Source organism: Ruegeria sp. HKCCA5839, assembly GCF_013035585.1.
Lineage (GTDB): Bacteria > Pseudomonadota > Alphaproteobacteria > Rhodobacterales > Rhodobacteraceae > Ruegeria.
In genome coordinates this window covers 656,906-683,422 of the sequence record NZ_WQIE01000002.1, presented here as the reverse complement: position 1 = coordinate 683,422, position 26,517 = coordinate 656,906, and the positions used below count along the sequence as shown (strand labels likewise).

25 protein-coding genes are annotated in these 26,517 nt (G+C 57.3%); 11 read left to right on the top strand and 14 right to left on the bottom strand.

Annotated features, from left to right (window positions below):
• Nucleotides 1–4: 4 nt before the first annotated feature.
• From GOV38_RS22560 to GOV38_RS08885, 5 genes are all read right to left on the bottom strand, one after another.
• Nucleotides 5–1,222 carry a hypothetical protein gene (locus tag GOV38_RS22560; protein WP_371810521.1) on the bottom strand — a complete coding sequence of 406 codons (1,218 nt, stop codon included), beginning with the start codon at nt 1,220–1,222 and terminating at the stop codon, nt 5–7.
• Nucleotides 1,168–1,872, bottom strand: coding sequence for a glycosyl hydrolase family 28-related protein (locus GOV38_RS22555; RefSeq protein WP_371808517.1), 705 nt, complete (start codon nt 1,870–1,872; stop codon nt 1,168–1,170). The genes GOV38_RS22560 and GOV38_RS22555 overlap by 55 nt, the downstream gene beginning before the upstream one ends.
• A complete protein-coding gene (locus GOV38_RS22550) occupies nt 1,790–2,302 on the bottom strand; it encodes a hypothetical protein (protein WP_371808518.1) in 513 nt (170 codons plus the stop codon). The genes GOV38_RS22555 and GOV38_RS22550 overlap by 83 nt, the downstream gene beginning before the upstream one ends.
• A gap of 131 nt (nt 2,303–2,433) precedes the next feature.
• Entirely contained in the window at nt 2,434–2,835 is a 402-nt protein-coding gene (locus tag GOV38_RS08890; protein ID WP_171208918.1) for a DUF4864 domain-containing protein, read from the bottom strand.
• A 48-nt stretch (nt 2,836–2,883) separates the two neighbouring features.
• Nucleotides 2,884–4,458 carry a lysine--tRNA ligase gene (locus tag GOV38_RS08885; protein WP_171208919.1) on the bottom strand — a complete coding sequence of 525 codons (1,575 nt, stop codon included), beginning with the start codon at nt 4,456–4,458 and terminating at the stop codon, nt 2,884–2,886.
• Between the two features lie 170 nt (nt 4,459–4,628).
• On the opposite strand from GOV38_RS08885, the gene GOV38_RS08880 reads away from it, so the two are divergent.
• A complete protein-coding gene (locus GOV38_RS08880) occupies nt 4,629–6,380 on the top strand; it encodes an adenylate/guanylate cyclase domain-containing protein (RefSeq protein WP_171208920.1) in 1,752 nt (583 codons plus the stop codon).
• Nucleotides 6,381–6,473: 93 nt separating this feature from the next.
• Nucleotides 6,474–6,896 (top strand): tellurite resistance TerB family protein, encoded by a 423-nt coding sequence (locus GOV38_RS08875; protein WP_171208921.1) that lies wholly within the window; start codon nt 6,474–6,476, stop codon nt 6,894–6,896.
• An 18-nt stretch (nt 6,897–6,914) separates the two neighbouring features.
• Here the strand turns inward: GOV38_RS08875 and dacB are convergent, their stop codons facing one another.
• The 3 genes from dacB to GOV38_RS08860 all read right to left on the bottom strand — a co-directional run bounded on the left by dacB (nt 6,915) and on the right by GOV38_RS08860 (nt 9,580).
• A complete protein-coding gene (gene dacB / locus GOV38_RS08870) occupies nt 6,915–8,393 on the bottom strand; it encodes a D-alanyl-D-alanine carboxypeptidase/D-alanyl-D-alanine-endopeptidase (RefSeq protein ID WP_171209051.1) in 1,479 nt (492 codons plus the stop codon).
• 66 nt (nt 8,394–8,459) lie between these two features.
• Nucleotides 8,460–9,080, bottom strand: coding sequence for a nicotinate-nucleotide adenylyltransferase (locus GOV38_RS08865; protein ID WP_171101103.1), 621 nt, complete (start codon nt 9,078–9,080; stop codon nt 8,460–8,462).
• 32 nt (nt 9,081–9,112) lie between these two features.
• On the bottom strand, nt 9,113–9,580 hold the full coding sequence (locus GOV38_RS08860) for an MOSC domain-containing protein (RefSeq protein ID WP_171208922.1): 468 nt from the start codon (nt 9,578–9,580) through the stop codon (nt 9,113–9,115).
• A 233-nt stretch (nt 9,581–9,813) separates the two neighbouring features.
• On the opposite strand from GOV38_RS08860, the gene GOV38_RS08855 reads away from it, so the two are divergent.
• The 5 genes from GOV38_RS08855 (at nt 9,814) to GOV38_RS08835 (ending at nt 15,143) form a co-directional block, all read left to right on the top strand.
• The gene (locus tag GOV38_RS08855; RefSeq protein WP_171208923.1) at nt 9,814–11,097 is read left to right on the top strand and encodes a reverse transcriptase family protein; all 1,284 of its coding nucleotides are present in this window, start codon (nt 9,814–9,816) and stop codon (nt 11,095–11,097) included.
• A gap of 76 nt (nt 11,098–11,173) precedes the next feature.
• On the top strand, nt 11,174–12,829 hold the full coding sequence (gene ettA, locus GOV38_RS08850; RefSeq protein ID WP_171130773.1) for an energy-dependent translational throttle protein EttA: 1,656 nt from the start codon (nt 11,174–11,176) through the stop codon (nt 12,827–12,829).
• A 463-nt stretch (nt 12,830–13,292) separates the two neighbouring features.
• A complete protein-coding gene (locus GOV38_RS08845; RefSeq protein ID WP_171208924.1) occupies nt 13,293–14,033 on the top strand; it encodes a hypothetical protein in 741 nt (246 codons plus the stop codon).
• Between the two features lie 192 nt (nt 14,034–14,225).
• Nucleotides 14,226–14,432 (top strand): cold-shock protein, encoded by a 207-nt coding sequence (locus tag GOV38_RS08840; protein WP_170378838.1) that lies wholly within the window; start codon nt 14,226–14,228, stop codon nt 14,430–14,432.
• A gap of 153 nt (nt 14,433–14,585) precedes the next feature.
• The gene (locus GOV38_RS08835) at nt 14,586–15,143 is read left to right on the top strand and encodes a L,D-transpeptidase (protein WP_171101092.1); all 558 of its coding nucleotides are present in this window, start codon (nt 14,586–14,588) and stop codon (nt 15,141–15,143) included.
• Here the strand turns inward: GOV38_RS08835 and GOV38_RS08830 are convergent.
• Nucleotides 15,140–15,784 carry an arylesterase gene (locus GOV38_RS08830; RefSeq protein WP_171208925.1) on the bottom strand — a complete coding sequence of 215 codons (645 nt, stop codon included), beginning with the start codon at nt 15,782–15,784 and terminating at the stop codon, nt 15,140–15,142. The genes GOV38_RS08835 and GOV38_RS08830 overlap by 4 nt on opposite strands.
• A gap of 42 nt (nt 15,785–15,826) precedes the next feature.
• On the opposite strand from GOV38_RS08830, the gene GOV38_RS08825 reads away from it, so the two are divergent.
• On the top strand, nt 15,827–16,522 hold the full coding sequence (locus GOV38_RS08825) for an ABC transporter ATP-binding protein (RefSeq protein WP_171208926.1): 696 nt from the start codon (nt 15,827–15,829) through the stop codon (nt 16,520–16,522).
• Complete coding sequence (locus tag GOV38_RS08820) at nt 16,519–19,047, top strand: ABC transporter permease (RefSeq protein WP_171208927.1); 2,529 nt, start codon at nt 16,519–16,521, stop codon at nt 19,045–19,047. Before GOV38_RS08825 ends, GOV38_RS08820 begins: the two co-directional genes overlap by 4 nt.
• Here the strand turns inward: GOV38_RS08820 and GOV38_RS08815 are convergent.
• Entirely contained in the window at nt 19,044–19,496 is a 453-nt protein-coding gene (locus tag GOV38_RS08815) for an Rrf2 family transcriptional regulator (RefSeq protein ID WP_171101084.1), read from the bottom strand. The genes GOV38_RS08820 and GOV38_RS08815 overlap by 4 nt on opposite strands.
• 95 nt (nt 19,497–19,591) lie before the next feature.
• On the opposite strand from GOV38_RS08815, the gene GOV38_RS08810 reads away from it, so the two are divergent.
• Nucleotides 19,592–20,161, top strand: coding sequence for a gamma-glutamylcyclotransferase family protein (locus tag GOV38_RS08810; RefSeq protein ID WP_171208928.1), 570 nt, complete (start codon nt 19,592–19,594; stop codon nt 20,159–20,161).
• A gap of 81 nt (nt 20,162–20,242) precedes the next feature.
• Here GOV38_RS08810 and gltX read toward each other — a convergent pair whose 3' ends face one another.
• The gene (gltX, locus tag GOV38_RS08805; RefSeq protein WP_171208929.1) at nt 20,243–21,568 is read right to left on the bottom strand and encodes a glutamate--tRNA ligase; all 1,326 of its coding nucleotides are present in this window, start codon (nt 21,566–21,568) and stop codon (nt 20,243–20,245) included.
• A 215-nt stretch (nt 21,569–21,783) separates the two neighbouring features.
• Between gltX and GOV38_RS08800 the strand changes: the two genes are divergently transcribed.
• Complete coding sequence (locus GOV38_RS08800; RefSeq protein WP_171101078.1) at nt 21,784–22,716, top strand: MBL fold metallo-hydrolase; 933 nt, start codon at nt 21,784–21,786, stop codon at nt 22,714–22,716.
• A gap of 144 nt (nt 22,717–22,860) precedes the next feature.
• On the opposite strand, the gene GOV38_RS08795 is transcribed toward GOV38_RS08800, so the two are convergent.
• From GOV38_RS08795 to GOV38_RS08785, 3 genes are all read right to left on the bottom strand, one after another.
• Nucleotides 22,861–24,264: a calcium-binding protein gene (locus GOV38_RS08795; RefSeq protein ID WP_171208930.1), complete on the bottom strand. Its 1,404-nt coding sequence runs from the start codon at nt 24,262–24,264 to the stop codon at nt 22,861–22,863.
• 246 nt (nt 24,265–24,510) lie between these two features.
• A complete protein-coding gene (locus GOV38_RS08790; protein WP_171208931.1) occupies nt 24,511–25,842 on the bottom strand; it encodes an FAD-binding oxidoreductase in 1,332 nt (443 codons plus the stop codon).
• Nucleotides 25,843–25,985: 143 nt separating this feature from the next.
• Nucleotides 25,986–26,270 (bottom strand): hypothetical protein, encoded by a 285-nt coding sequence (locus GOV38_RS08785; protein ID WP_171212985.1) that lies wholly within the window; start codon nt 26,268–26,270, stop codon nt 25,986–25,988.
• Nucleotides 26,271–26,517: the final 247 nt, after the last annotated feature.

The window sequence follows — 26,517 nt, the reverse complement described above, 5'->3', positions numbered from 1 at the left end:
TGCTCTATTGCTCGACACGCATGGTTACCGAGACCGTCCCGCGGACTGCTTCGGGCCACTGTAATTTCACGTTGTTTCCCGAAGATCCCTGCGCCAATTCCACATATGGCGAATAGAAAGTATCCGCATTCAAATTATTTCTCATGCGGCTCAATGAAACAACCGAGTCACAACTCCGCGCTTTGCCCCCGAAAGGCAACCGACCACCAGAACCAATGGTCCACCCCTTGGCGTTTGAGCTCTGAACATGTCTGATCCTCAGCGGGTTCGCACAAAAAGTAGTAATCCCATGGAATGTGTTGTTATCAAAAGTAACGTTCGCATAGCGGTCTTTGTTTAGATTGGCGAATGTCGTATCGACGCTATCAACCCGAGAGATACCGCCTGCGTTTGACCTGAAAGTATTCCCGGTAACGGTCAACCCGTTCAGGAAATGTCCTGAACCATAAGGTCGCACGACGATATAGCTGAACCATGGCGCTACATCGCTGCAATAAAAGACATTGTCCGTAATACTCAACGCACTGAACGAAAAGCTTGAACTAAAGTTTGGATTGGCATCACGTTCGTTTGTCCATTGGATGAAGCAATTGTCGACATAGTTCTCTGCGACGGATGAGCTGTTATAAGCACCGATCAACACGAGCCCCGCGTTGCGAACGCCATTTGGTACTGAATCGCCTTGAAAGAAGTGGTTGCCCAGAACAAGGTTATTGCTGCCACCCAGCACGGCGAAATGGTGGAATCGATTGGCCCGGTTGTGGCGCAGCTTCACGTCGTTGCCATTGGAATTGACCGCAATCGAAGTTCTGTCCGCAACATCCTCGCCTTCTTCGCTGGACAGAAACTGGCACCCGTCGATCAGCATACCCTGGCACCCCGAACCGATCGAGGTGATGCCGCGATCCATGGGACGGCTGACAAAGCAGTCTTTCAAAGCAAAGGTATTACCCGTCGGCGCCAGACGGATCGCGCTGCATCGGCTGTTACACTGGAACTCGATGCTTTCCATGTTGAACTTCTGCACCATGCTGAAGCCGCTGAAATCCAACAGGTACTTGAAATCTGTGAACGTAAAGGTTTGGGTCCCAGCCGCGTTGTAGATGGGGGCGCTCAGCGTGATCTGAGCCGCGCCAACATTCTTGTCCCGCACATAGATCTCGCGCCCTACACCGCTGCCGGTGACCAGTGATCCCACTGGAATATTCGCCACATTGGCCACGTTGGAAAAGCGCAAGGGATCACTTGTCGAATAGGTCGCGACCGAAGAGTAGACATCGGTATCCCATGGGTATCCCATGCGGAACTGCTTTTGACGTCAAACTGCCCGTTGCGAATGTCCCGACGTGTGGCATAGCTGTCGCGGTTGGGGACAGCGGCCTGCATATCAATGGGTTCGCTCACCGAAATCTTGCGCCCGCCTAAATCCAACGAGTCATGGTCGGAGTTGTTCAAAAGCGCCTGAAACGCCTTTTTGAACGCCAGCGTCTCGTCCCCGAAGGCCGAGATATAGGTGGGCAGATCAAAGCTCTTTGTCAGCAGCAACATTGTCTCAGGCGCCATGGCCACGGTGCCATCGAACACCGCCTCGGAATTCAGGCTGACGTCCTGCCCCAGGAAATAAACACCTTGGGGCACATAGACCTTACGGCCATTCCCCGCCTGATCCGCGGCCTCGAACGCGGCGGCATCATCTGCTACACCGTCGCCGATTGCACCGAAATCGCGCACATCGACGATACCGATCATGTCGCGCAGGAATACGCTGGTTGCATCGGTGATCTCAATATCATCCACCCGCACAACCGCGCCATTTGTGCCTTCGATATCGATGCCAAAATGCCCATAAATCGCGGTGGGCCCCCAGGGCATATCCACACCCCGCACGGTAGCCGGTACCAACGATTGCCGTGATCTCATGCACCGTCCCATAACCGCTGAGCTGCGTGGCCGGCCCCTGCTGCACAACTCCTGCAACGTTGACATCCCCGGCGGCCCCAGCCCAACCCGCAATCCGGACCTGCGGCAGCGGGCCACTGATCGCTTTGACCCGCGCCTTGATCTGCAAATAGCACCCAGGCTGCAATGGCGTCTGTCCCATATAGCGCAGCTGCTGGGTCGGGTTGGTTTTGAAGATTTCCAGGCACCCGGCGAAATCCGCATCAGAGGGCACAAACGCCCCGCTACCCGATCCGTCATAGGTCGGGGTACCCGGCGTCCCGTCGCCGCTGGACCACACCCCCAGGCCATTTGCAAAAGCAGGTGGCATGAACACGATGCCGTCGGTGATTGCCTTGTTCATAGAAATCCCTTTCCCAATCGCGCCAAGCGCAGGCGCGCCAAACCATTTGCCCGGGGCATGCCCGGACGCGTTGGTTTGAGTAAAGGAAAGGAGTTAACTGCCGCTCTGCCCACCGTGACGGTGGTGTTGCGTCAAGCGGCGGGGTCGGCATTCCCCAAAAGCTGAACCCCGTTGATCTTCCAGCCGTTTTCTCTCTGGATCATCTGATAATCCAGCAGGTGAACCTGCCCCGAGCCATCGGTGATCATGACCTTCTGCCAGAGCGTACCCGAGATTTCACGCAGCTCCAAAAACCGCACATCGGCAGGCCGCCAAACCATCGGATAGCCGTTGCGCACCATGGCGCCAAAGTTCTCGGGCGTTTGGAACAGTCTTTGAATATTCGGGCTGGCGAAGGTGAAGGCGGTGGCAAAGTCATCCGCCTTGAACGCCTGTATCTGGGCCGCGATATTCGCCTCGATCTCATCACTCTGGGCCAAGGCCGCGGATGTCAGTCCTCCGCTCAGGAAAACGGCTAGCAATAGGTTTCGCATGGGGCTACCTCCTGCATCAACAGTAGCCCCATGCGACCCCAGGTCAAATTAGACCAGCTCTCCGGCCAAGGCTTTGTCTATCAGCGCGATGGTCTCGGGCACACCATAGAGCGCGATGAACCCCCCAAACCTTGGTCCTTGTGAGGCCCCCAACAGCACCTCGTAGAGTGCCGTGAACCAACCCCGCAACGGATCAAACCGATCGCGCCCCACGGCATAAACCACCGATTGCAGCGCCTCGTCCTCAATCGGTCCATCATAGGCTTCCAGTGCCGCTTTAAGCGCCTCCAGTGCCTCGCGTTCTTGATCTGTTGGCGCACGGTGTTTGCGCGTCGGTTTGACGAAATCGTTGAAGTAACGCACGGCAAACCCTGCGGCCTGATCCAGATCGGGATGCGTTTCGGCTGTGGCTTCAAGTGCATAGCGACGGATAAAGCCCCACAGCGCTTCTTTGTCTTCCGCCCCTGAAACAGAGGCAAGATTCAACAGCATCGCAAAGGGAACGATCAGCGTCGATTCAGGTACATCACCACCATGAATATGCCATACCGGGTTGTTCAATTGAGCTTTCAGGTCCTGGCCCGGATAGGCCCGCAGTTGCTGATGATATTCATCATAGGCCTTCGGGATCACATCGAAATGCATCCGCTTCGCCGTCTTCGGCTTTTGGTACATGAAATAAGCCAGCGACTCGGTCGGCGCATAGGTCAGCCATTCGTCAATCGACACACCGTTGCCGGACGACTTTGAAATCTTCTGACCATTCTCATCCAGAAACAGCTCATAGCTGAAATGCTCGGGGGCACGGCCACCCAAGGCTCGGCAAATGGCGTCATAGATCTTTTCGTTTGTCGCGTGTTCCTTGCCATACATCTCGAAATCCACGCCCAGCGCAGCCCAGCGCGCACCGAAATCCGGCTTCCACTGCAACTTGACGTTGCCACCGGTGACGGGAACGGTCCACTCTTTGCCGGTCTCGTCGTCGAAGGTCACTGTATAGGTCTCGGCACAGACCTTCTTCATCGGCACATACATCACCCGACCGCTTTCGGGGTGCAACGGCAGGAAGATCGAATAGGTCTGCTGGCGCTCCTCGCGCAGGCTTTTCAGCATGATCGCCATGATCTCGTCATAGCGTTCAACCGCGCGCTTGAGGATCTCGTCGAACTGACCAGACTCATAGAACTCCTTGGCCGAGTAGAACTCATACTCGAACCCAAAAGTGTCCAGAAACCGGCGCAACATCGCGTTGTTATGCGCGCCAAAGCTGTCGTATTCGCCAAACGGATCCGGCACAGATGTCAGTGGGCGCTGCAAATGCTGTTCCAAAACCTCGGGATTTGGCACGTTGCTTGGTACTTTGCGCATCCCGTCCAGATCATCCGAGAAACAGATCAGCTTGGTCGGAATATCCGACAACGCCTCGAACGCGCGCTTGACCATCGTGGTCCGCGCGACCTCACCAAACGTCCCGATATGGGGCAGGCCCGAGGGGCCATATCCGGTTTCAAACAGCACATATCCCTTCTCGGGCGCATCCTGCTGATAGCGTTTGAGCAACCGGCGCGCCTCTTCGAAAGGCCAGGCCTTAGACGACATCGCGGTTTCACGCAGTTCAGACATAGTTTCAGCTCCAAAGGGATAAGCGCCGATTGCCCCGTGCAACCGACCGCGCCCCTCCTATTGTGCTGGCGCAGCATGAGTCAATAAAGCGTCCACAAAATAGCCGGTAAACACCGCAAAACATCGATTTTCATTAGGTGATAAACCATAGGGGGGATAGGGTCTGGAAAATGTCGGACCAGTATCAAAGAAAACTCACTTCGATCTTTGCTGCGGATGTCGTCGGGTATTCCGCCATGATGGCCGAAGACGAAACCGGAACCATCAACGCTGTTCGGGCGCTCAAAAACGATCTGATCGAACCGATTGTACAAAGCCATTCCGGACGGATCGTCAAAACAATGGGTGATGGGTTCCTGATAGATTTCCCGTCGGTCGTGGACAGTGTCCAGGCAGGAATTGCGCTTCAAAACAAATTGTCAGACGCCGAGGGCGAGCCTCTGAACGACAAAAGTATCGCGCTTCGGATTGGCATCCACCTGGGCGATATTGTAATCGACGACGGCGATATTTTCGGCGACGGCGTCAATATCGCCGCGCGTATCGAACCGTTGGCCCAATCCGGAGGCATCAGTCTTTCAGACGAAGCCTATCGTCAGGTTCGGGACAAGGTTGACGTCACATGGGCCGACGGGGGCGAGCATACCGTCAAGAACATGAACCGCCCCATTCGCGTTTGGCATTGGGAAAACGGAAAAACCCTGCCCGCGAAAGACCCCGAGTTGAACTTACCGGATCTTCCTTCGGTCGCGGTGCTGCCCTTCGACAACATGTCCAGCGATGGCGAGCAAGACTATTTCGCTGACGGGCTGACCGAAGATCTCATTACCGACCTGTCAAAAATCTCAGGCCTGTTTGTTGTCGCGCGCAACTCGACATTTGTCTTCAAAGGGCAAGCCATCGACATTCCGACCATTGGTCGGCGACTTGGGGTGGCAAATGTGATTGAAGGCAGTGTGCGCAAGCTTGGTCAACGGGTCAGAATCAATGTCCAGTTGATCGATGCCAAAACAGGCGGCCACGTTTGGGCAGATCGCTATGACGGAACTCTGGATGAGGTATTCGAGTTGCAGGATCTGGTTTGCAACGCCGTGGTCGACGCTATGTCGGTAAAGCTGTCAAAGTCTGAAACCAAACGGCTGGGTACAATTCACACCACTGATATTGATGCCTACGAGCTGTTCGTGAAGGCAAAATCTACGCCCTACCCGCCAATCCCGGCCCGTATGGCCGCTGCCAATGAATTGTTTAAACAAACCGTCCAGAAAGCCCCCGACTTTGCCGGCGGTTATGCCGGTCAGGCTTGGATTGTTGGGTTTGGCGCCTTGTGGGGACATGAGGATCCGCAACCGATTGGCCTGCGCGCCGAAGCTCTGGCATATAAGGCCATATCGCTTGACCCCGAGTTTGGGTGGTCGCAAACCGTCCTCAGCCTGGCCTTGCTTGCGCAACGCAGGTTTGACGAAGCGCAACAAGCTGCAGAAAAAGGTCTTTTGCTGCTGCCCGGCGATGCGGACGCCCATGTGTTTTCTGCCATTGTCAACGGAATGCGTGGGAACTTCGCCGCTGCGGTTGACGCTGCCGAAGCTGCGTTCCGTTTAAGCCCGAATTTCGTGAACGGGCCCTATTTGAACGTGATTGCCCACGCAAATTTCATGGCAGGAAACCATCACGCCGCACTTGCCGCATATGAACAGAATGTCTCCCGGGGTGGACCGGTAGGACCGCCTGCTTTGTGCTGGGCTGCGGCCTGCTATCATGCGACCGGCCAAGCAGACAAAGCCAGCATGACCCTACAGGATTTGACGGCAGGGTTTCCACAGTTCCGTCTGTCGAACTGGAACTTCATCAAGCTGATCGAAACGGAGCACACACGCCGGGTGATCGAATCCTCGTTTAGGGACGCTGGCCTGCCGTTCTGACAGGCGAAAGGTCGCAAACGAAAACAAGCTGTTGAACCTGCCAGCGCCGCCCCATATCGTGCGGATGCAAAATTTGGATGCAGGACCAGCACTATGCCCGAACAGAACACTCACTCCTTGTCCCCGCAAGACTGCCTTGTGGCAATCATGGTCGCCGTTTCTGTCTCGGATGAGAAAATTCGAACCGCAGAACTGGTCAAGATCGAAGCAGCCGTGAACCTGCTACCGGTTTTTGCGGATTACGACATAGACCGCACGCGTCGCGTGTCGCAGATCGTGTTTGATCTGTTCGAACAAGAAGACGGGTTGGACGCTCTGTTCGGATTGATCCGGGAGAACTTGCCCGACCGTTTGAATGAAACAGCATATGCTTTGGCATGCGATGTGGCAGCCGCAGACGGATCTTTGGCCGAGACAGAATTACGATTGCTGGAAGAAATCCGTTACGAGTTGAACGTCGATCGCCTGAACGCCGCCGCTATCGAGCGTGGCGCCCGCGCGCGTCACGTCGTCTGATCCGCCCGCGCACGAACTCTAGCTACCGTACAAAGCGCCCCACCGCTCGATCAAAGCCCGTTGCATCTTTCGCGACCGACTGTTCCAACTGCGCGCTCCGCTGGGGCGTTCGCGTTGCGATCGTGGGATTGTGGCGCGATGTTCGACATCGGCCGTGAATATGGCAAAGGCCAGTTCCGAGCCACCCGCAGTGGTCAAAAACCCTCCAAGACCCGACACAAAGTTCAACGTCCCGGTTTTGGCATCCACCTTGATCGGATGATCCCGCACCACGCGCCCCTGACGATCCGTCAACACAAATGGCTTCAGCAACGGTCGCAAAGCCCCTGTTTTCCGGGCAATGACCAAAGCAGCGACCAGGTCTCCGGGGGCCATCCGCGACATATCACCAAGACCCGAATGATCGACCATTGCGATCCGATCGACACCATAGGTCTCAGCCGCCCAACGGTTCATCTCCTGCGCCGAATCCCGCAAGTTGCGAATATCGGCGCCGCGTTCAATCGAAGCCGCCATGCCAACCATTTCTGCAGTGAGATTGGTCGAGTATTTCAGCATTCCCCTCAGAATGCTCTCAAGCGGATCACTTTGATGAACCACGAGAACCTTGCCGCTGGGCATTTCGCGCGTGATTTGTGCGTCTTTCAGAACAATACCGTTCGCCCGAGCCAAAGTGCGGAAAACATCGCCAGCATACCGACCTGGCTTTCGAACGGGTAACCAGCGCGCACCTTCCGCACCCAAAGCCGCGCGTGCGACGCTCCATCGGTCCTGTCGTGCGCTGCGGCTGTAGGTGTAGATCGGTGTTTTCCGAGGCTCGACGCGCATCGTCGCCATGTCCACATCCGGGCGGTACTTGGCACTGCGCGCATCCATGGTCACCGCATATGTACTACCGCTGCGTTTCCACTCAAAATGTACTCTGTTGAAGTTCAGTGAAATCCCGCTGATCGATGGGCTATACCCGACATGATCCGGCTGTTCAGGATCGATGCTGAAGACATAGGGCAAAGCACCAACATAGACCTTAAGGGCACCGCGAACCTCAGTAATACCCGCCTCGCGCAGAGCAGTGGCCATTTTGGCCAGGTCATCAGTGTCCAGCAAAGGATCACCACCGCCGACAAGGACAAGGTCACCGTTGAGAATACCATTTTCAATGGCTCCGGTCGCCAGCAGCTGAGTTTCAAACCGATGGTCCGGCCCCAAAACGTCAAGTGAGTATAGCGCAGTCAGCGCCTTGGCAACGCTGGCCGGAGGCAGACCCATGTCGCCCCCCATTTCTTCAAGTTGGACACCGGTCGAGACGTCAGCCACCGCAAAGACCACATCCCCTTTCAACCCCGCCGCCTGCACGATCCGCTCTGCACCCGAAGGCTGCGCGCCTCGCAAAACCGGCCGCAATGACACAAGCGGCGCGTCGGCAAGAGCCGGAGCAGAGATCGCCATCGACCCAAGCCCGGTTAGAAATAATCGGCGTGACAGATGTTGAACCATGAAGAGATTAAAATCCCAGCGCTGAATCTCAGACAACAGTCGAAATTCAATATCAGCGAAAGGGGGCTATTCCGGCAACACTCCATCCTGCCAGATGCCGCGATTGCGAAGATCCGTTGAACTCAAGTTGATCATCGGAACGTTTACAAAACACCAGGCGGGGGCTTCGGCACGGCCCAGCAGGTGGCGCGCCTGCCCATCCACCCGGTATTTCGCATAGACCCGCGCTGCAGGCGACATACGGGCCGAAATCCGATCCCCGGGGCGCGCCACGACGCCAACCGGCACGCTGTCCATGATCAGCCGCCAATCCTTCCACTTGTGGAACTGCGCCAGATTATCTGCCCCCATCAGCCACACGAACTTTACCTGCGGGTAAAGTTTGCGCAGCGCGGCCAGGGTATCCGCCGTTGCCCGCGTCCCGGTGAGGGCTTCGATATCAGTGACCTCTACATCAGGGTGCTGCATTACTTCCTTTGCAGCGCGCAATCGCTGCGAAAGTGGCGCAGGCCCCCTCTGCTTCAGGGGGTTTCCAGGCGACACAAGCCACCATACGCGGTCCAGCCCAAAGGCTTTCATCGCCTCAAGCGTGACATGCACATGTCCGCGATGCGGCGGGTCAAAGGACCCTCCGAACAGCCCGATGACCTGCCCGGGTGCGGCGTATGGGATGTCAAATCGTTCCATCCCCCGCTGATGTTCAGAACTCTTGCGGCTTGTCAATCGACTGGTTGAACCGGATCACCTAACCGGGCCTGCCCTGGCTTCAGAACCTCAGCACACCAGCCGCCATGTCCGCGCACCGCAGAATACCCGCCCTCGCCCAACGCCTCCTCCATCCGGCTGCAAGGCGCGCAAATGGTGGTGACCCGCAATACCGCTTGTCCCACCCGCACCTCTCGCCCCTTAAGCGCCGACAGATTGATCCCCGAGACCACCAAATTGCGCCGCAACACATCGGGTGCCACCGCTCCTCGCCCCAAATACCCGCCAATTGCACTCAAATGCTCGTGCTGGATCAACGTCACTGCCCGTTTGCCCGCACGCGCCCGGTCGCCCTCGATCCCATCGGTCAGAATCATCGCGGCCTCCACAACCTGCATCCCTGCCCGGCGTTCGAGCCTCAGACCGATCCATTCGATACGACCCGGCTGTGCCCAACCTGCGATAAGCTCTGACAGCGACATTTACTACTCCAACTGCAAACCGATTGACGACCAAACCAAGTTCTGTTGATCTGCCCGTGTCAGGCCGCCCCTCAAGACCGTGGGCAACCACATTCTGCGGGGTTTCCCCGTGGCTTACGACCTGACTGCATACATTCGGCGCATGACCCAGGCTTGCCGTTGGCAAGGACAGGTCATGCCGAACAGAGATATGGTTGAGGGGCGGTTCTGATCAGACCAAAGCTATTAAAAAGATGCATTTACAACAAGCCATTCGGTCCCTTGCGGCTTCACTCTCTCAGGCGCAGTGGACCTATTTTGACACAAAACTGATCCTACAGCAGCGCCTGCCACCCAGACTGCGAAACCTGGCGCCAAGCTTGGCCCGCAGGCTGGTGTCTGCCCTGCCGCAACCCTATGCGCCATCCGCAAGGACAATCGCTCAAACATTGGCGAGCTTTCCTGAAACGGGGCAGATTGCACGATATACTGAACCCCGCAAGCTTGTTGCGCCGTTTCCGATCGCGCCTCAGAAATTTGCCCCCATCGACATCTTTCGGTCGCTCAACCTGCCTGACCTGTCCAGTTGCGATGAACTGGCTGAATGGCTTGCAATCCCTCCGATCCAATTGGTGCGCTTTGCCGACCTGAACGGGCTGTCAAATCGAACCAAGAATGCGTTTGCCCCTCACTACCGGTTCCATATCATTCCAAAACGCGACGGCACATCGCGCCTGATCGAGGAACCCAAGCCCGCCCTCAAACGTCTGCAAAGACGCATTCTGCGATCCATACTGAACCAAGTTCCCACCAGTCCCCACGCCTTTGGATTTGTGCAAGATCGAACCTGCATTCAGGCTGCGGCGCGTCATTGCGGTGAACCCGTGGTGGTTTCGTTCGACCTGAAGAACTACTTCACATCCATCACCTATCCACGCATCTTCGGCGTATTTCGATGCTTAGGATACCCCGCCGACGTCGCCCGACACCTGACCGGCCTGGTCACCTTGGTGATCCCGGCACATGTTCGCGCCCAATTGGGGCGAATTGGCCATCACGACCTGCGCCGCCGACATCTTCCTCAAGGCGCACCGACATCGCCCGCACTTGCGAACCTATGCAGTTATAACCTGGATCGACGCCTTGCTGGGCTCGCACAGAGCCTTGATGCGACCTATACGCGATATGCCGACGATCTCACCTTTTCCGGTGAAACCCACATTGCGCGAACCCTGTGCAGCGTGGTCCCGGATATCATCCGAGACGAAAGGTTCACGACCAACCCAGACAAAACGCGCGTCATGCCAAGCCATACATCTCAGGTCGTGACCGGGATCGTCGTCAATCACCATGTCAACATCACCCGCAAAGACTTCGACCGGCTCAAAGCACGCATCCATCGCCTTAGGTCGCAGGGCAAAGACGACCTGGAAACACTCCAGCATCTGGACGGCCAAATCGCATGGGTGGAACAAGTCAATCCACTTAAGGGTGCAAAGCTGCGCCAGCGCTTCGAACACGCATTGTCTTTGACCTGACCAACTCCATTGCCCCCACCAACCGCATCCGCTATCACACCGGCCAATTCAATTTCCCCGACCCAGAGGACGCGACATGGCCGCCTATCAATATGTCTACCACATGCAGGGTGTCTCAAAGACCTATCCCGGTGGCAAAAAGTGTTTTGAAAACATCCACCTGAGCTTTCTGCCCGGCGTGAAAATCGGTGTCGTCGGCGTCAACGGCGCGGGTAAATCGACCCTGATGAAAATCATGGCCGGGCTCGACAAGGATTTCACCGGTGAGGCTTGGGCGGCCGAAGGCGCCAAGGTCGGATATCTGCCGCAGGAACCGCAGCTCGATGAATCCCTGACCGTCCGCGAAAACGTGATGCTGGGCGTGGCTGAGAAAAAGGCCATCCTGGATCGCTATAACGATCTGGCCATGAACTATTCCGACGAAACCGCGGATGAGATGGCCAAGCTGCAAGATGAGATCGACAGCCAGAACCTGTGGGATCTCGACAGCCAGATCGATGTCTCGATGGAGGCGCTGCGCTGCCCGCCGGACGATGCCAATATCGCCAACCTCTCGGGCGGTGAGAAACGCCGCGTGGCGCTCTGTAAGCTGCTGCTAGAAGCGCCCGACATGCTGCTGCTCGACGAACCGACCAACCACCTGGATGCCGAGACCATTGCCTGGCTGCAACAGCACCTGATCGACTACAAAGGCACCATCCTGATCGTCACCCACGACCGCTATTTCCTGGACGACATCACCGGCTGGATCCTCGAACTCGACCGGGGCCGCGGCATCCCCTACGAGGGCAACTACTCCTCGTGGCTGGAACAAAAGGCCAAACGGCTCGAGCAGGAAGCCCGCGAGGACAAGTCCAAGCAGAAAACCCTGCAACGCGAGTTGGACTGGATGCGTCAGGGCCAGAAGGCCCGTCAGGCCAAGTCCAAAGCCCGGATCAACGCCTATAACGAACTGGCCGAACAGTCCGAACGCGAAAAGCTGACCCGCGCCCAGATCGTCATCCCCAACGGCCAGCGCCTTGGTGGCAAGGTGATAGAGGTCGAAGGCCTATCGAAACACATGGGCGACAAACAACTGATCGAAGGGCTGGACTTTGCCCTGCCCCCCGGCGGCATCGTCGGCGTCATCGGCCCTAACGGTGCGGGTAAATCGACCCTGTTCAAAATGCTCACCGGACAGGAACAGCCCGACAGCGGCACCATCACGCTGGGCGACACCGTACAGCTGTCTTACGTGGACCAGTCCCGCGACGACCTGAAAGACAACGACACCGTGTGGGAGGCAATCACCGGCGGGGCCGAGATCATCCAACTGGGTGACGCCCAGGTCAATTCCCGCGCCTATTGCTCGTCGTTTAATTTCAAGGGTGGCGACCAGCAGAAAAAGGTCTCGTTGCTGTCAGGGGGTGAACGCAACCGTGTCCACATGGCCCGCCTGCTGAAAGAAGGCGGCAACGTCCTGCTGCTCGACGAACCGACCAACGATCTGGACGTCGAAACCCTGCGTGCACTGGAAGACGCACTTGTCGATTTCGCAGGCTGCGCCGTTGTGATTTCCCACGACCGCTTCTTCCTCGACCGGATCTGCACGCATATCCTGGCATTTGAGGGCGACGCCCATGTGGAGTGGTTCGAGGGCAATTTCGAGGATTACGAAGAGGACAAAAAGCGCCGTCTGGGACCAGACGCGCTGGAGCCCAAGCGATTGAAGCATAAGAAGTTCGTTCGATAAATCGCAACGCGATTTTCGGACGGGCGCGAGGCAGCGTCCGCATAGCGGGCGCGTTCGCGCTCCATAGCTTTGAGTGCAAGCTTGGCATCGATTGCACACTCGCTAACGATACTCGAACTATTCTTGTGACGTTGGGCGGTCTTCTGTCTGCCCTTTCAACGACAGTTTAGCATTGACCGTGGCTACAAGCGTAGGACGGGTTATCCGCGTGTGTCCTCTTCCACCAATCCACCCGAGATTACCCAACCAGCGCGGGCGCCACCGTTAGCCAGTGAATACGACCAATCGGGCGGGAGTCTCGCCGAAGCATGTTCAAGTGATCTGAACAAAAAAGACGCACCTCATCGGTCCCGCCCAACCCCAACCCGTTTTGAGGTAGAACCCCGCCACTCTTCCATATAGTATTAACGAGATACGTTCCCGAAACGGGGCGGCAACCGATTAAGCACAAGACATTCTCGCGATGAGTGGAACCCTAAAAAAGTGTTCAACCCGTTGGATGCGCAGCGCGCAGAAGAAGGTTGCGCTTGTGCGCTCTCAGATTCAGCCGGAACGGCGTCTGAAGCATCGGGTGATTGTGGCCAGCAATGGGCGCGCGGGCAGCACGTTGACCTATTCGGCCTTGATGGAAGGTCTGAACAAGACCGACCCTCGGCCTGTCAAACGGGCACGGTTTGTGCCTCGGCTGGCCCATGCCGAACACTCAGCACCCTGCCTGTTCAAGACGCATGATTTCCCCGCAGCCCTGGGCGCCTGGCCCGAGACCACGCGGGCGGTGTTCTGCTTTGGCGACACGCAGGATTCGGCGCTGTCGGTCTATTCCGCCAAGTCGCGCTACGGCGACGAATGGGTTACGGAACATTTTGAGCATCTTCAGGCCACCGGCAACTTTGACGAGTTGTTCGAACGCGATGTGCTGCAACAGGCGCGTCAGGTCAAGGAATGGGCCATCTTCGAACAGGTGCCCGTCCTGTGCGTTCACTATGATGCACTGTGGGATCATGAAGAGACGATCTCGGACTTCACCGGGATCGCCTTCAAGGCCCCGCCCAGACGCGCGCGCGTCGCCAAGGACATCCCATCGGATCTCAGACAAGCGGCCGAGCGGCTTTATGGGCCGATTGATGCGCTGATCAACCAGCTTCCCAAGTGCTTTGTGGCCGGGCCGCAATACAAAGGTTTGGTCAGCAAACTACCCTCCTGAAGCCTGCGGAAATTTGCTGGGGCGTTCATAAGCTACTCTTGCGTCAGACCATTTGGAGTGACATACCAATGGGGCTTACGTTTTTCTATTTCGACCTACTGTCTCCTATCACGGCGCTCAGTCACTCGATCCAGACCGACGACGCCAGGCTGCCGCAACCCCGTGGGCAGCATCAATCAGGAGACAACGGATATGCCCGCAGGCACCGTTAAATGGTTTAACACCACCAAAGGCTACGGCTTTATCGCGCCCGAAGACGGCGGCAAAGACATCTTTGTCCACATCTCGGCCGTCGAACGTTCGGGTCTGACCGGACTGGCCGACAACCAAAAAGTCACGTACGAACTGCGCTCGGGCCGTGATGGCCGCGAAAGCGCGGACAATATCGAGCTTGCATAAGCTCTGAAAGGGCAGGGTATTTCCCTGCCCTTTGCACCGGCAACACATGTCAGAAAGAACATGTGAAATTTGAATACGCCCTAAAATTGACCAATTGTGCTATCATACTTTCGGTAAAGTTTTGATTGTAATGGTTAATTGATGAGGCCTGCCATGTTCACGCGCCGCACGTTCCTTGCCGCGACGGCGAGTTCCAGCCTTCTGCCCACATTCGCTCAGGCAAAGAAGGCCGTCGAATACGACCCGACACCGCAATTTGTTCGCATCAAAAAGCAGTTCCTGCCGGGGCAATTGCTTGTCGTTCCGCGCTCATTCTATCTGTATTTCGTGACCGAGCCGCGCAAAGCGATCCGGTACGGGTGCGGTGTTGGACGGGCCGGGTTAGAGTTCACCGGATCCGCCACGATCGACGTCAAGAAAGAGTGGCCGACCTGGCGGCCCACTCAAGAGATGATCGAGCGTGAGCCGATCACCTACGCCCGTTTCAAGGACAATGACTATGTTCAACCCGGTGGCAGCGACAACCCTCTTGGCGCGCGCGCGCTCTATCTGTTCCAGAATGGGGTCGACACCTATTTTCGAATCCATGGCACAACACAGCCGCAGACCATTGGGCACGCTGCGTCAAACGGATGTATTCGTATGCTGAACGAGCATGTGATCGACCTTTATCAGCGTGTTCCACTAGGTACGGTTGTCACCGTAGTCTAATCCTGGGCCTTGGCCACAAGCTCCAACACGTGCGGGCCCAGCCCCTCGACGATCTGGGTTACGCCGCTTGTATTTGGGTGAATGCCGTCACTTTGCATCAGATGGCGCGCGGCCTGTAAATCCTGCCCGTTCGGGAAACCCTGAAAAAAATTCGGCGCGTATAGCGTGCCGAATGCCTTGGCCAGCTCAGGGTAAATCCCATCGAAGGCCCGCTTGTATGCAGCCCCGTAGTTTGACGGAGCTTCCAGCCCCACCAACAGGACCTCGACATCAGCAGCGCGCGCGGCCTTGAGGATCTTGCCCAGGTTCAAACGCGCGTATTCGGGATCAAGCCCCCGCAGCAGATCATTCCCGCCCAAAGCCACGATCATCGCGTCCACATCTGGCGTGAGCGTCCAATCCACCCGCACAGCTCCTCCGGCTGTGGTATCCCCAGACACGCCTGCGTTGATCAGGCGCACATTCGCCCCCTGCGCCAGCAGCCAGCGTTCCATCTGCGGCACAAAACCGTGCTGAATCGGCAGCCCATAACCTTGGGTCAGGGAATCGCCCAAAGCGGCAACAACAATGGTTTCCGCTTTGGCGGCAAGACCACACAGGACGAAAATGAATGACACCAAGACCTTGCGTATCAGCTGCATCGCGCCATATCCCACATTATCGCTCTCCTTTCCGGACCGACCATGACCGAACCTGTACTTGCCCTTCAAAATGCATCACTGTCCCTGGATGGCAATGCCGGGCGCGTGGATATTCTACGCGATATCTCACTGACCGTTAACCATGGAGACTCCGTAGGCCTGATCGGGCCATCCGGTTCGGGCAAATCCTCACTCTTGATGTTGATGGGCGGCTTGGAGCAGGCGACAAGTGGAACGATTACCGCGTTGGGGCAAGATCTGACGTCACTGTCCGAAGACGCACTCGCCCGCTTTCGCCGTGATGCGATGGGCGTGGTGTTTCAGAACTTCCACCTGATCCCGACGATGACCGCGCTGGAAAACGTGGCAACCCCATTGGAACTGGCGGGGCACACCGACGCCTTCGCCCGCGCCGAGGCCGAGTTGGATGCGGTTGGCCTTGCTCACCGCCGAGACCACTACCCCGCACAGCTATCGGGTGGAGAGCAACAGCGTGTGGCGCTGGCGCGTGCGTCTGCCCCAAGACCAAAGATATTGCTGGCCGACGAGCCGACGGGCAATCTCGACGCCGCCAATGGACAGGCCATCGTCGATCTCTTGTTCGGCCTGCGCGACCGCCATGGCGCGACCTTGGTGCTTGTCACCCACAGTCACAGCCTGGCGCAAAAATGCGATCGAGTGATCCGGCTGCGCGATGGTAATATCTCGGAAGACGCCTTGAATGAGGCCGCTGAATGAGCCTGAAACAGGCCAGCAGGCTGGCACGGCGCGAGCTGCGGGGTGGCCTGCTGGGGTTTCGTGTGTTTCTGGCCTGCCTTGCCCTGGGTGTCGCCGCCATCGCTGCAGTAGGCTCGGTCCGGCAGGCGATACAGACCGGGTTGGCCCAAGAGGGCGCTGCTCTACTCGGCGGCGATGCCGAGCTGGAATTCACCTATCGCTATGCCTCGGACGAAGAACGCGCCTGGATGACGACAAACGCGCAAACGGTGTCCGAGGTGGTCGACTTCCGTTCTATGGCGGTGAAAGACCCCGACGGGGTACCGAAACGCGCGCTAACGCAGGTCAAATCGGTCGATGACGCCTATCCGCTGATAGGTGTGCCGGTCTTGGAGCCCAACATTTCGTTGGCCGATGCACTGGACGGCGCGGATGGCCTGCCCGGTGCGGTCATGGATCCGACGCTCATCGCACAGCTGCAGTTATCTGTCGGTGACAGGTTTGCGCTAGGCACCCAAAGCTTTGTGCTTTCTGCAGCCCTGATCCACGAACCGGATGGGGCTGCTGACGGGTTTGCCCTTGGGCCCCGCACTCTGGTGCGCACGAGCGACCTGCAAAACTCAGGCCTGTTATCTGCGGGCACTCTGTTCTCGACCAAATACCGCCTTGATCTGCCCAGCGACGCGGATCTTGCCCAGGTTTCGCGCGACGCAGAGCAAAGCTTTGACGGCACCGGAATGCGTTGGACCGACGCGCGCAACGGTGCCCCGGGGATTACCGAGTTTGTCGCCCGTCTCAGCGCGTTCCTGGTTCTGGTTGGTCTTTCTGGCCTTGCCGTGGGCGGCATCGGCGTGTCCGCCGCTGTGCGGGCTTATCTGACGCAAAAGACCGAGACAATTGCGACCCTGCGCACTTTGGGCGCCGACCGTGCCACGGTATTCCAGACCTATATGATCCAGATTGGCATCCTGTCGGTTGTCGGCATTGTTGTCGGGCTTGTGCTGGGGAGTGGCATCCCGTTGATGCTGGCCCCCATCATTGAAAGCCAACTCCCCGTCCCTGCGGTCTTTGCGCTCTATGTCGGCCCTTTGGGCGAGGCCGCGCTTTACGGCTTGCTTACCGCGTTCCTCTTCACCCTCTGGCCTTTGGCACGAACCGAAGAGGTACGCGCCGCGACCCTGTTTCGGGATGCGTTGACCACCACACGCGGCCTGCCGCGTCTGCCCTATCTGGCAGCCACAGGGCTTGGTTTGGCCGTACTTGTCGCCGCAGCCGCATGGTTCAGCGGCTCGCCCCGTTTGACCCTATGGACAGCAGGTGGCTTGGCCGGCGCACTGTTGCTGCTGTCCCTGGCCGCCGTTGCAATCCGGTGGCTAGCGCGCCGCGCCGCCCCTCTGGCGCGCGGTTGGCCTGCGTTGCGTTGGGCGCTGTCCGCCATTTCCGATGCCCGTGAAGGGGCCGCGTCCGTTGTTCTATCTCTTGGCCTTGGGCTTTCGGTTCTGGCCGCCGTGGGCCAGATCGATGGCACCTTACGCAATGCGATCACGGGCAATCTGCCAGACGTTGCACCGTCGTTCTTTTTCGTCGACATCCAGAAAGACCAGATGCCCGGCTTTACCGCGCGCCTCGACAGTGATCCCGCGGTAACGCGGCTGGAAAGCGCCCCAATGCTGCGCGGCGTGATCACCCAGATCAACGGTGCCCCGGCGCGCGACGTCGCCGGTGACCATTGGGTTCTGGATGGCGACCGTGGAGTCACCTATTCCGAACAACCGCCCGAAACCACGCGCATCACCCGAGGCTCATGGTGGCCCGAGAATTACGACGGTGCGCCACAGATAAGCTTTGCGGCAGAAGAGGCCGAAGAAATGGGGCTCGAACCCGGTGACGAGCTGACAGTTAACATCCTGGGCCGCGATATCATCGCCGAGATTACATCATTGCGCGAGGTTGACTTTTCGACCGCAGGCATGGGCTTTGTCATGTCCATGAACCCGGCCGCTTTGGCCGGGGCGCCACACAGCTTCATCGCCACTGTCTATGCAGAAGAACAGGCCGAGGCGGCGATCCTCAGCGATTTGACCGGTCGGTACCCCAATATCACAGCGATCCGTGTCCGGGACGCAATCGACCGTGTCTCAAACCTGCTCGCTGGTCTGGCTGCAGCAACATCCTATGGCGCAGGGGTATCCATCCTGACAGGGTTTTTGGTTCTGATCGGAGCCGCAGCAGCCGGTGAACCCGCGCGACGCTACGAAGCTTCGATCCTGAAAACCCTCGGCGCGAACAGACGCCAAATCCTCGCCAGCTTCGCGCTACGGGCGGTTTTGCTGGGAACAGCCGCCGGATGCGTCGCACTGACCACCGGAATCCTCGGGGGATGGGCGGTTGCGCGCTTTATCTTCGAGGTTGACTATGCCGTCATCTGGCCTTCGGCTTTGGGGATCATTTTCGCAGGTATCGCGGTCACGCTGGCAGCAGGTCTTGGCTTCGCCCTGCGCCCTCTGTCGGTCCGCCCGGCGCGTATTCTGCGGGCCAGCGACTAAGCGCTGTGGGCGCAGGCCAAAGGTTGCAAAATCTTCAATAAAGGCGCGTTGTCACAAACCAGCGCGTCCAGCGTAATGTGGTCTAGCGATGCGTAAAAAGCCTGCGCCGCATCTTGCAGCGCAAGGCGCAATCGGCACGCGGCAGTCAGTGGGCAAGTATTGTCCGCATCTGCAAAGCACTCAGCAATCGGCAGCTCACCTTCCACGTCGCGAAAAACAGCTCCAATCCGGATTTGATCCGCAGCTTTGGCCAAGGTCATGCCACCATTCCGGCCGCGCTGCGTGGCAAGATACCCCAACTGCGCCAGCTGATTGATAACCTGAGCCAGATGGTTCTCCGAGACATTACAGACCTCTGCAATCTCGGATTTTGTCACCAATCGGCCTGGATGCGCTGCACAATACATCAGCAAACGCACAGCGATATTGGTCCGTTTAGTAATCCGCATGAGGCCCTCCCGATTTTCTCGATGCTGCGTTATTGCATGATCGGGAAAAAACCGGTTTGACATACATCAATCGGCTTTAAAGGACAGAACAGCGCATGGCAGACCCCTATTTCTTTGGCTACGGCAGCCTGGTGAACCTGGCCACGCATGACTTCCCCGACCCGCGCCCTGCCTCTCTTAAAGGCTGGCGGCGTGTTTGGCGGCACACCGACCTGAGGCCCGTTGCGTTCCTGACGGTCGAACGTGACCCCTCCACCGAAATCGAAGGTATGGTCGCCCATGTTCCCCGCAATGATTGGGCAGCCCTGGATGCGCGCGAATGGGCTTACGATCGTGTTCCCGCGACACAGGCTGTTTCACACCCTCTGCGACACGAGGTCGAAATCGCGGTCTATGCCGTGCCTGAATCCCGACAGAACGTGCCAAGCGATACTCATCCGCTGCTGCTCAGCTATATTGATGTGGTGGTCCAAGGATATCTGCGAGCGTTTGGCCCTGAAGGCGCAGACCGGTTCTTTGCCACAACAGATGGCTGGGATGCGCCAATCCTGAACGATCGCGCCGAACCGCGATATCCGCGCCACCAGCAACTCAAACCAGACGAAACCGACTTCGTGGATCAGCGCCTGCACCAACTCTCGGTCCGGCTTTTACAACCCAGCTAGAGAGCCAAGGCTAAAAGCTCCCTCAGCTTCTTCTGTTCAAAAATACCTCTGCCGGAGGCATGTGCCGACAGGCACATTCTCCTAGCCGCGCGCGCGGATGACTTGCAGCAACGGCAACAGTGTCGCCATCTCAGGCCCCCGCTCCATCCCGGTCAACGCCTTGCGCAGCGGCATGAACAGTCCCTTACCTTTTCGACCTGTGGCCTCTTTCACAGCTTTGGTCCAAGTCCCCCAAGTGTCACCATCGAACGGGCCGTCCGGTAGCAGATCCATTGCCTCGGCAATAAACGCGCGATCCTCGTCATCGATCAACGGCTCAGCCCCATCGCGACACAGATCCCACCATGCCTTGAGATCCCCCAGAGTTGTGATGTTCTCACGCGCCATGGTCCAGAACGGCTCTGCCAGATCAGCCGGAACACCTGCGTCCGCGACAGCCTCGGACACGTCGGCCAAGGGCAGCGATTGCAAATGCTTGGCCGTCAGCGGGAACAAATCCTGTACGTCAAACTTGGTCGGTGCCGCACCAAAGCGGCCGATATCGAACCCGTCAATCAGTTCAGACATGTCCGCGCGCAGCTCGACCGGATCGGACGAGCCCAACCGCGCCATCAGGCTCAGCAAGGCCATCGGCTGCACACCCTGTTCGCGCAGATCGCGCAGCGCCAGAGTACCCAGACGTTTTGACAACGCTTCCCCCTGCGGGCCCGTCAACAAAGAATGGTGCGCAAAGCGCGGGCAGGTTCCGCCCAGCGCCTCGATGATCTGGATCTGTGTCGCCGTGTTGGTCACATGATCTGATCCCCGCACAACATCCGTGACCCCCATTTCGGTGTCATCGACGACCGACGCAATCGTATAAAGAACCTGCCCATCACCCCGGATCAGAACCGGATCCGAGACCGAGGCCGCATCGATGGAGATATCGCCCAGAATCCCGTCGTTCCATTCAATCCGCTCATGATCCAGCTTGAACCGCCAGACGCCATTGCCACGCTCGGCGCGCAAGGCGTCTTTTTCGGCCTCACTCAAGCTCAGCGCAGCACGGTCATAGACCGGGGGTTTGCCCATATTCAGCTGCTTCTTGCGTTTCAGGTCCAACTCGGTTGGCGTCTCAAATGCTTCATAAAACCGGCCAATCTCGCGCAGCTTGTCCGCCGCCTCGGCATAGCGGTCCAAACGGTCAGACTGACGCTCAACACGGTCCCAATGCAGGCCCAACCACTCCAGATCCTGCTTGATCGCATCGACATATTCTTCTTTCGACCGCTCAGGATCGGTATCGTCAATGCGTAGAATGAATGTCCCGCCCGCCTTACGGGCGATCAAGTAATTCATCAAAGCGGTACGCAGGTTGCCCACATGGATATAGCCGGTGGGCGACGGGGCGAAACGGGTGGTGGTCATGGAGTTCTCCTGTTGGCGCGGCTCTTGTCACAAAGCCGCGTTTTTGTCCAGCAGGGGTTTCATTCACCCCAGGTAGTCAGAACCCGCGAGATCGCGAAGTGATCAAAAATGAACACGTAATGTTCATCCGTGCAGGCCGAAGACCGGGCTATACACTGGCGCATGGCCCACTTTGGGCTAGCTCGTACTGGACGACCTGACAGGGAGACGACGACATGGCCATTAACTTGACACGCAGAGCGGCCCTGGGTGCCGCAGCAGCCCTTCCATTTGCGTCAGCGGCAACACCGCTGTTGGCAGCCGGGGCCCAGACCAAGGCGAACACCACTATTGCCAGATCATTCCAGCTTGGCGACTTCACAGTCACGACCCTGCTGGACGGCAGCTTGCCGCGCGACGGAGCAAAGGAAATCTTTGGCGGCGGCGCATCTGACGAAGAGTTTGCAAAAGTATCCGCCGAAAACTTCATCTCGCCCGACGTGGCACAGTTCTTCTTCACACCGACATTGGTGCACACCGGATCAGAGCTGGTTCTGTTTGACACAGGGCTCGGACAAGGTGGCATTCAGGCTGCGCTGGCAGATGCTGGCGTTTCGCCCGACCAGATCGACGTTGTTGTCATCACCCATATGCACCCTGACCACATTGGTGGCATGACGACAAATGACGCAGCAACTTTCCCCAACGCGCGCTATGTCACAGCGGCACAGGAATATGACTTTTGGGCAGCCCAAGAGGCCGGAAACCGCGTGGGCGATCTGGTTGCCGCCAAAGTAACACCGCTGGCCGAGAAGATGACGTTTGTCGAAGATGGCGGCGATGTCGCGTCCGGCATCACCGCGATGTCCGCCTTTGGACATACACCGGGCCATACGGTCTTTCACCTCGAAAGCAACGGTCAACGTTTGATCCTGACAGGTGACCTGGCAAACCACTATATCTGGTCCTTCGCACATCCCGAGTGGGAAGTGCGCTTTGACATGGACAAGGCCGCTGCCACAGAATCGCGCCGCAAGGTCCTGGGCATGCTGGCCGCCGATAAAGTGCCCATGGTCGGCTATCACATGCCCTTCCCTGGTGCAGGCTTTGTAGAAACTCGCGGCGACGGCTTCCGCTTTGTGCCCGTCAGCTATCAGATGATGGGCTAAGCTTCCGCGGTATTGGACCGGCACTGCCGTTCTTTCAGGAGGTTTTGTGACATTGTACAAAACCTCCTAACCCACCCGGTGAACCACGTCTAAACAGCGATTTCGCCAAAGCTAGAAACCGTCGCTTTTGACTTTTCTGCTTTGTCAGAGCAAGAACACGTCGTCGATGTAGAATTCATCCCCGACACCCGCTTCTACGGTGAATTGAACCACGTCGGTCGCGTTTGTGAATTCCAAAACTCCATTGGCATCCAAGTCGGCATCCGTGACAGTAACCGAACCCAGAACATTTCCGCTTTCATCAGCGAAATAGAAGTTCGCTTCTTCACCCGGATCAAGCCCAACGATTGTCATGCCGCCCAGGTCAAAGGCCTCATTGTCCTTGTGCTTGAAATTCATTTCATGCGTGGTTCCGTCAAGGTCGGTCCAAACACGAAATTCATCGTCGCCATCGAGGTCATAGTCGTGGTTGCCACCCGCAGACAGATCTCGTTCTTCGAACCAGTTCGTGGCATTGGTTAGCTGGCTTATCCAATATTCTCCATTTGGACCATCCTGGTAGATATGCCCCAGAATTGCCGAGGCGAACGGGTCGTAAAGTGGCACCATCGACTCAAAGGTTACATCGCCCGGTGGTGCAGGATACGTGACCTGAAAAGTCACGTCGCCATAAGCCGTGGCTCCATTGCTATCGCTCGCCTCATACCAAAAAGACACGGTTGGCGAGGTGCCGTCGTTCGACTGATAGACACCGTTCGGGTCCCAAGTCACGGTTCCGTCTGCCAACACTGTCAAAATCGATCCATCATTCAGCAGGCCGCCATTGCTGTAGTATGATAGTGGCTCACCATCAGGGATCAGGTCGTAGTCGTTGATCCCATCGCCATTCAAATCAAGCTGAATGTCATCGATTGCAGAAAGTGTCAGACCTTCACCCAGGTTCCCACCCTCGATGTAGTCGTTGGCAAGTACATTGACGGTTATTGTCGAAGCATTATCGACAGAGGCAAAATCACCCTGCGTGATAATCTCCCCGGCTTGAGGAACAACTTCGATATTCACGCTCGCCACATTGGTAATATAGTCAACGTCGCCCGAACCATCGTTGGCAAACACTTCGTAGGCAACCACGACTTCTTTGGCTTTCTTTCCGTTGCCTTGGATCTCGGTAATCTCGTTGATTGTATAGTCCGTCTCGCTGTTGGCGAAATACAAGACTGTATCAATTCCGCTACCGCCATCGATGATGTCACTGCCTGCGCTTCCGATGATCAGATCTGCACCATCACCACCATTGATAATGTCGTCACCGTCACCACCGTTCAGAGTATCGTTTCCGGCTCCGCCTTCGATGGTATCGTTCCCTGATCCACCGTCGATCTCATCGTCACCGTCAAGGCCCCAAATGACGTCGTCCAATGGTGTGGCACTCAGGGGAGATGAGGTGGGCGTAATGACGTCGGCGCTATCTGTGCCAACGATCGCTCCGGGTGGTGGAGCTACGGTATCTTGGTTCTTCCCCCCACCGTTGCTGTTAGGCTTCGGCATTTTTCTTCTCCAATCCAGACACGAGCCGCCTCAGCCTAAAAATCTGGCAGATCGGCGACTATGCAGAGAGGAAACCACAATAAAGGCGTAAGTAGGTCGGATTCTCGCCTTTTTGTGCCCATTGTCCTGTGCAGAGAGCGGATAAATTCGGAATCAGAGCTTTGTTTCTAAAAATTCGAATATGATCTTACTTTGTTCTTTCACGTCCAAAACTGCGAAACAGCCTAACACTGCCAAGGGTTTCAACTAGTATCCCGGCTTCGGCCGCACTTTTGACCCATCCGTAAAACGGGATAAGCGAAAGGCGGTCGGGTCCACGCAGGGTTTCGACCGCGTGACCATCTCGGCCATCAAACGCCCTGCGCCAGGTCCTATTCCAAAGCCGTGTCCGGAAAACCCGGTGGCGATAAACAGACCCGGCAAGTCATCTACATCCGAAATAACCGGGATGGCGTCCGGGGTGACATCAATCATCCCGGCCCAGCTTTCGACGACCTCGGTAGACTGCAATTCTGGAAACGCACGGCGGGCATTGTCCCAAGATTTTCTGAGCAATTTTTGCGACGGTTCAGGATCCAGCACGCGACATTTCTCAAACGGTGTCACGTCACTTGGTAACCACGTCCTGTCCTCGCCCGCTTCAATACGCCAGCGTTTAGAAAGGCGAAAGCGCAGCGAGCGCCATTCCTGCGCGAAGGCCGGCATAAACGCGCGCGCCAGACGGAAACTGTCAGGCACGATATCCACCGTGTTCTGGTTGCCCATCGCGATGGTGAACCCACCATCTGCACGCCTGCGAATGGCAAAATCATCCGACCACAAAGCCGTCTCGGGGCCAGCATCGACCGGAGCCGTTCGCAATACAGTGTTCAGCACCTTCAACTGAGGCAGCGCGATCCCCGCATTTCCCGCAAACAGGCGCGACCACGCCCCACCGGCCAATACCACTTGGGCGCAGGCAACACGGCCCCGCTCTGTAAATACCCCGCTCACGCGCCCATCCTGCGTGTCGATGCTGCGCACCGCGCAATTGGTCATCACGGTGGCGCCATTGGCGCGCGCGGCCTCGGCAATCGCAGGTGCGGCCCATTGCGGTTCGGCCCGCCCGTCCTGCGGGGTATAGAGCCCCGAAGACAGTCCAAGCGTGTTGCCTGGCAGCAAATCCTCAAGTTCAGGCCCCAAAACCATGCGGGCCCCTGTGCCCAGCCCTTCCAGGTTTCGCAGCCAGCGGTTCAATTGGCTTTCCACTTTGGTTGTCGCTGCGCCAAACACTATGCCAGACTGTACATATCCGGTATTGCGCCCAATGCGCGTGTCCAGGTTTTCCCAAATACGGATGGATTCCAGCATCAGCGGGATTTCACGAGGGTCACGCATGGCCAGACGCACCCAGCCCCAATTGCGCGAACTTTGCTCGCCCGCGATCCGTCCCTTCTCGCACAGCAAAACAGAACGTCCTCGCCGGGCCAGTTCGAACGCGGTACTGACCCCGATTATTCCACCGCCGATCACGACCACCTCGACCGATTTCGGCAGGTTGAGATCTGATTCTACTGGGGAAGGTCTGGGACCAGGCATCGACCGCTCGAACTGTTTGCTTGGGCCGACATCAGGCCTCAGGACATCGGCACTGACAATCCGAAAAACAAAGGTGGCCTGCAATACAAGCCACCTGTGGCGCAATCGCCATGCGCAATTCTAAATTTCGTCAGCAAAAACCGTTACGCGGCACCCGACAGATGCGCCCAAGTCTGGCGCAACAGATGCTTGACGCCATTTTCCTCGGCTGCGGGCTCTTCATCGATGATTTCATCCACCTCTTCCTGCGCCGCTAGCTCGGGCAGGTCACGGCCGGGCTCTGGTTCCAGATCGCCCTCGGACCCGAGATCGCTGATGAGGCTTGAAATTGCCGCGTCAACTTTTCGCTCGTCCAGTTCCTGACCGGGCGACTTCATCATCTTCATGCGCGACGGCGCATGCAAAGGCTTGTCGTATTCATTAAACATATCGACCACCAACACTCTGTACATCAGCACCCAAAAACACAGGCGCTTGGTTTCCCAATGCAACGACGCAAATTCACAGGCCAACATCGGCTCGACATCCACATCGCGTCACGATTGCCAAACATAAGGCAAACCCCGGCCATAAATGTGTCAAAAAAAGGACAAGCTGGCAAGCAAAACAGAAGAAAACGACGGCTAGACCGCTGATAATAATAAACAATCCAGAAGCCAGATTAGGATTGTCCAC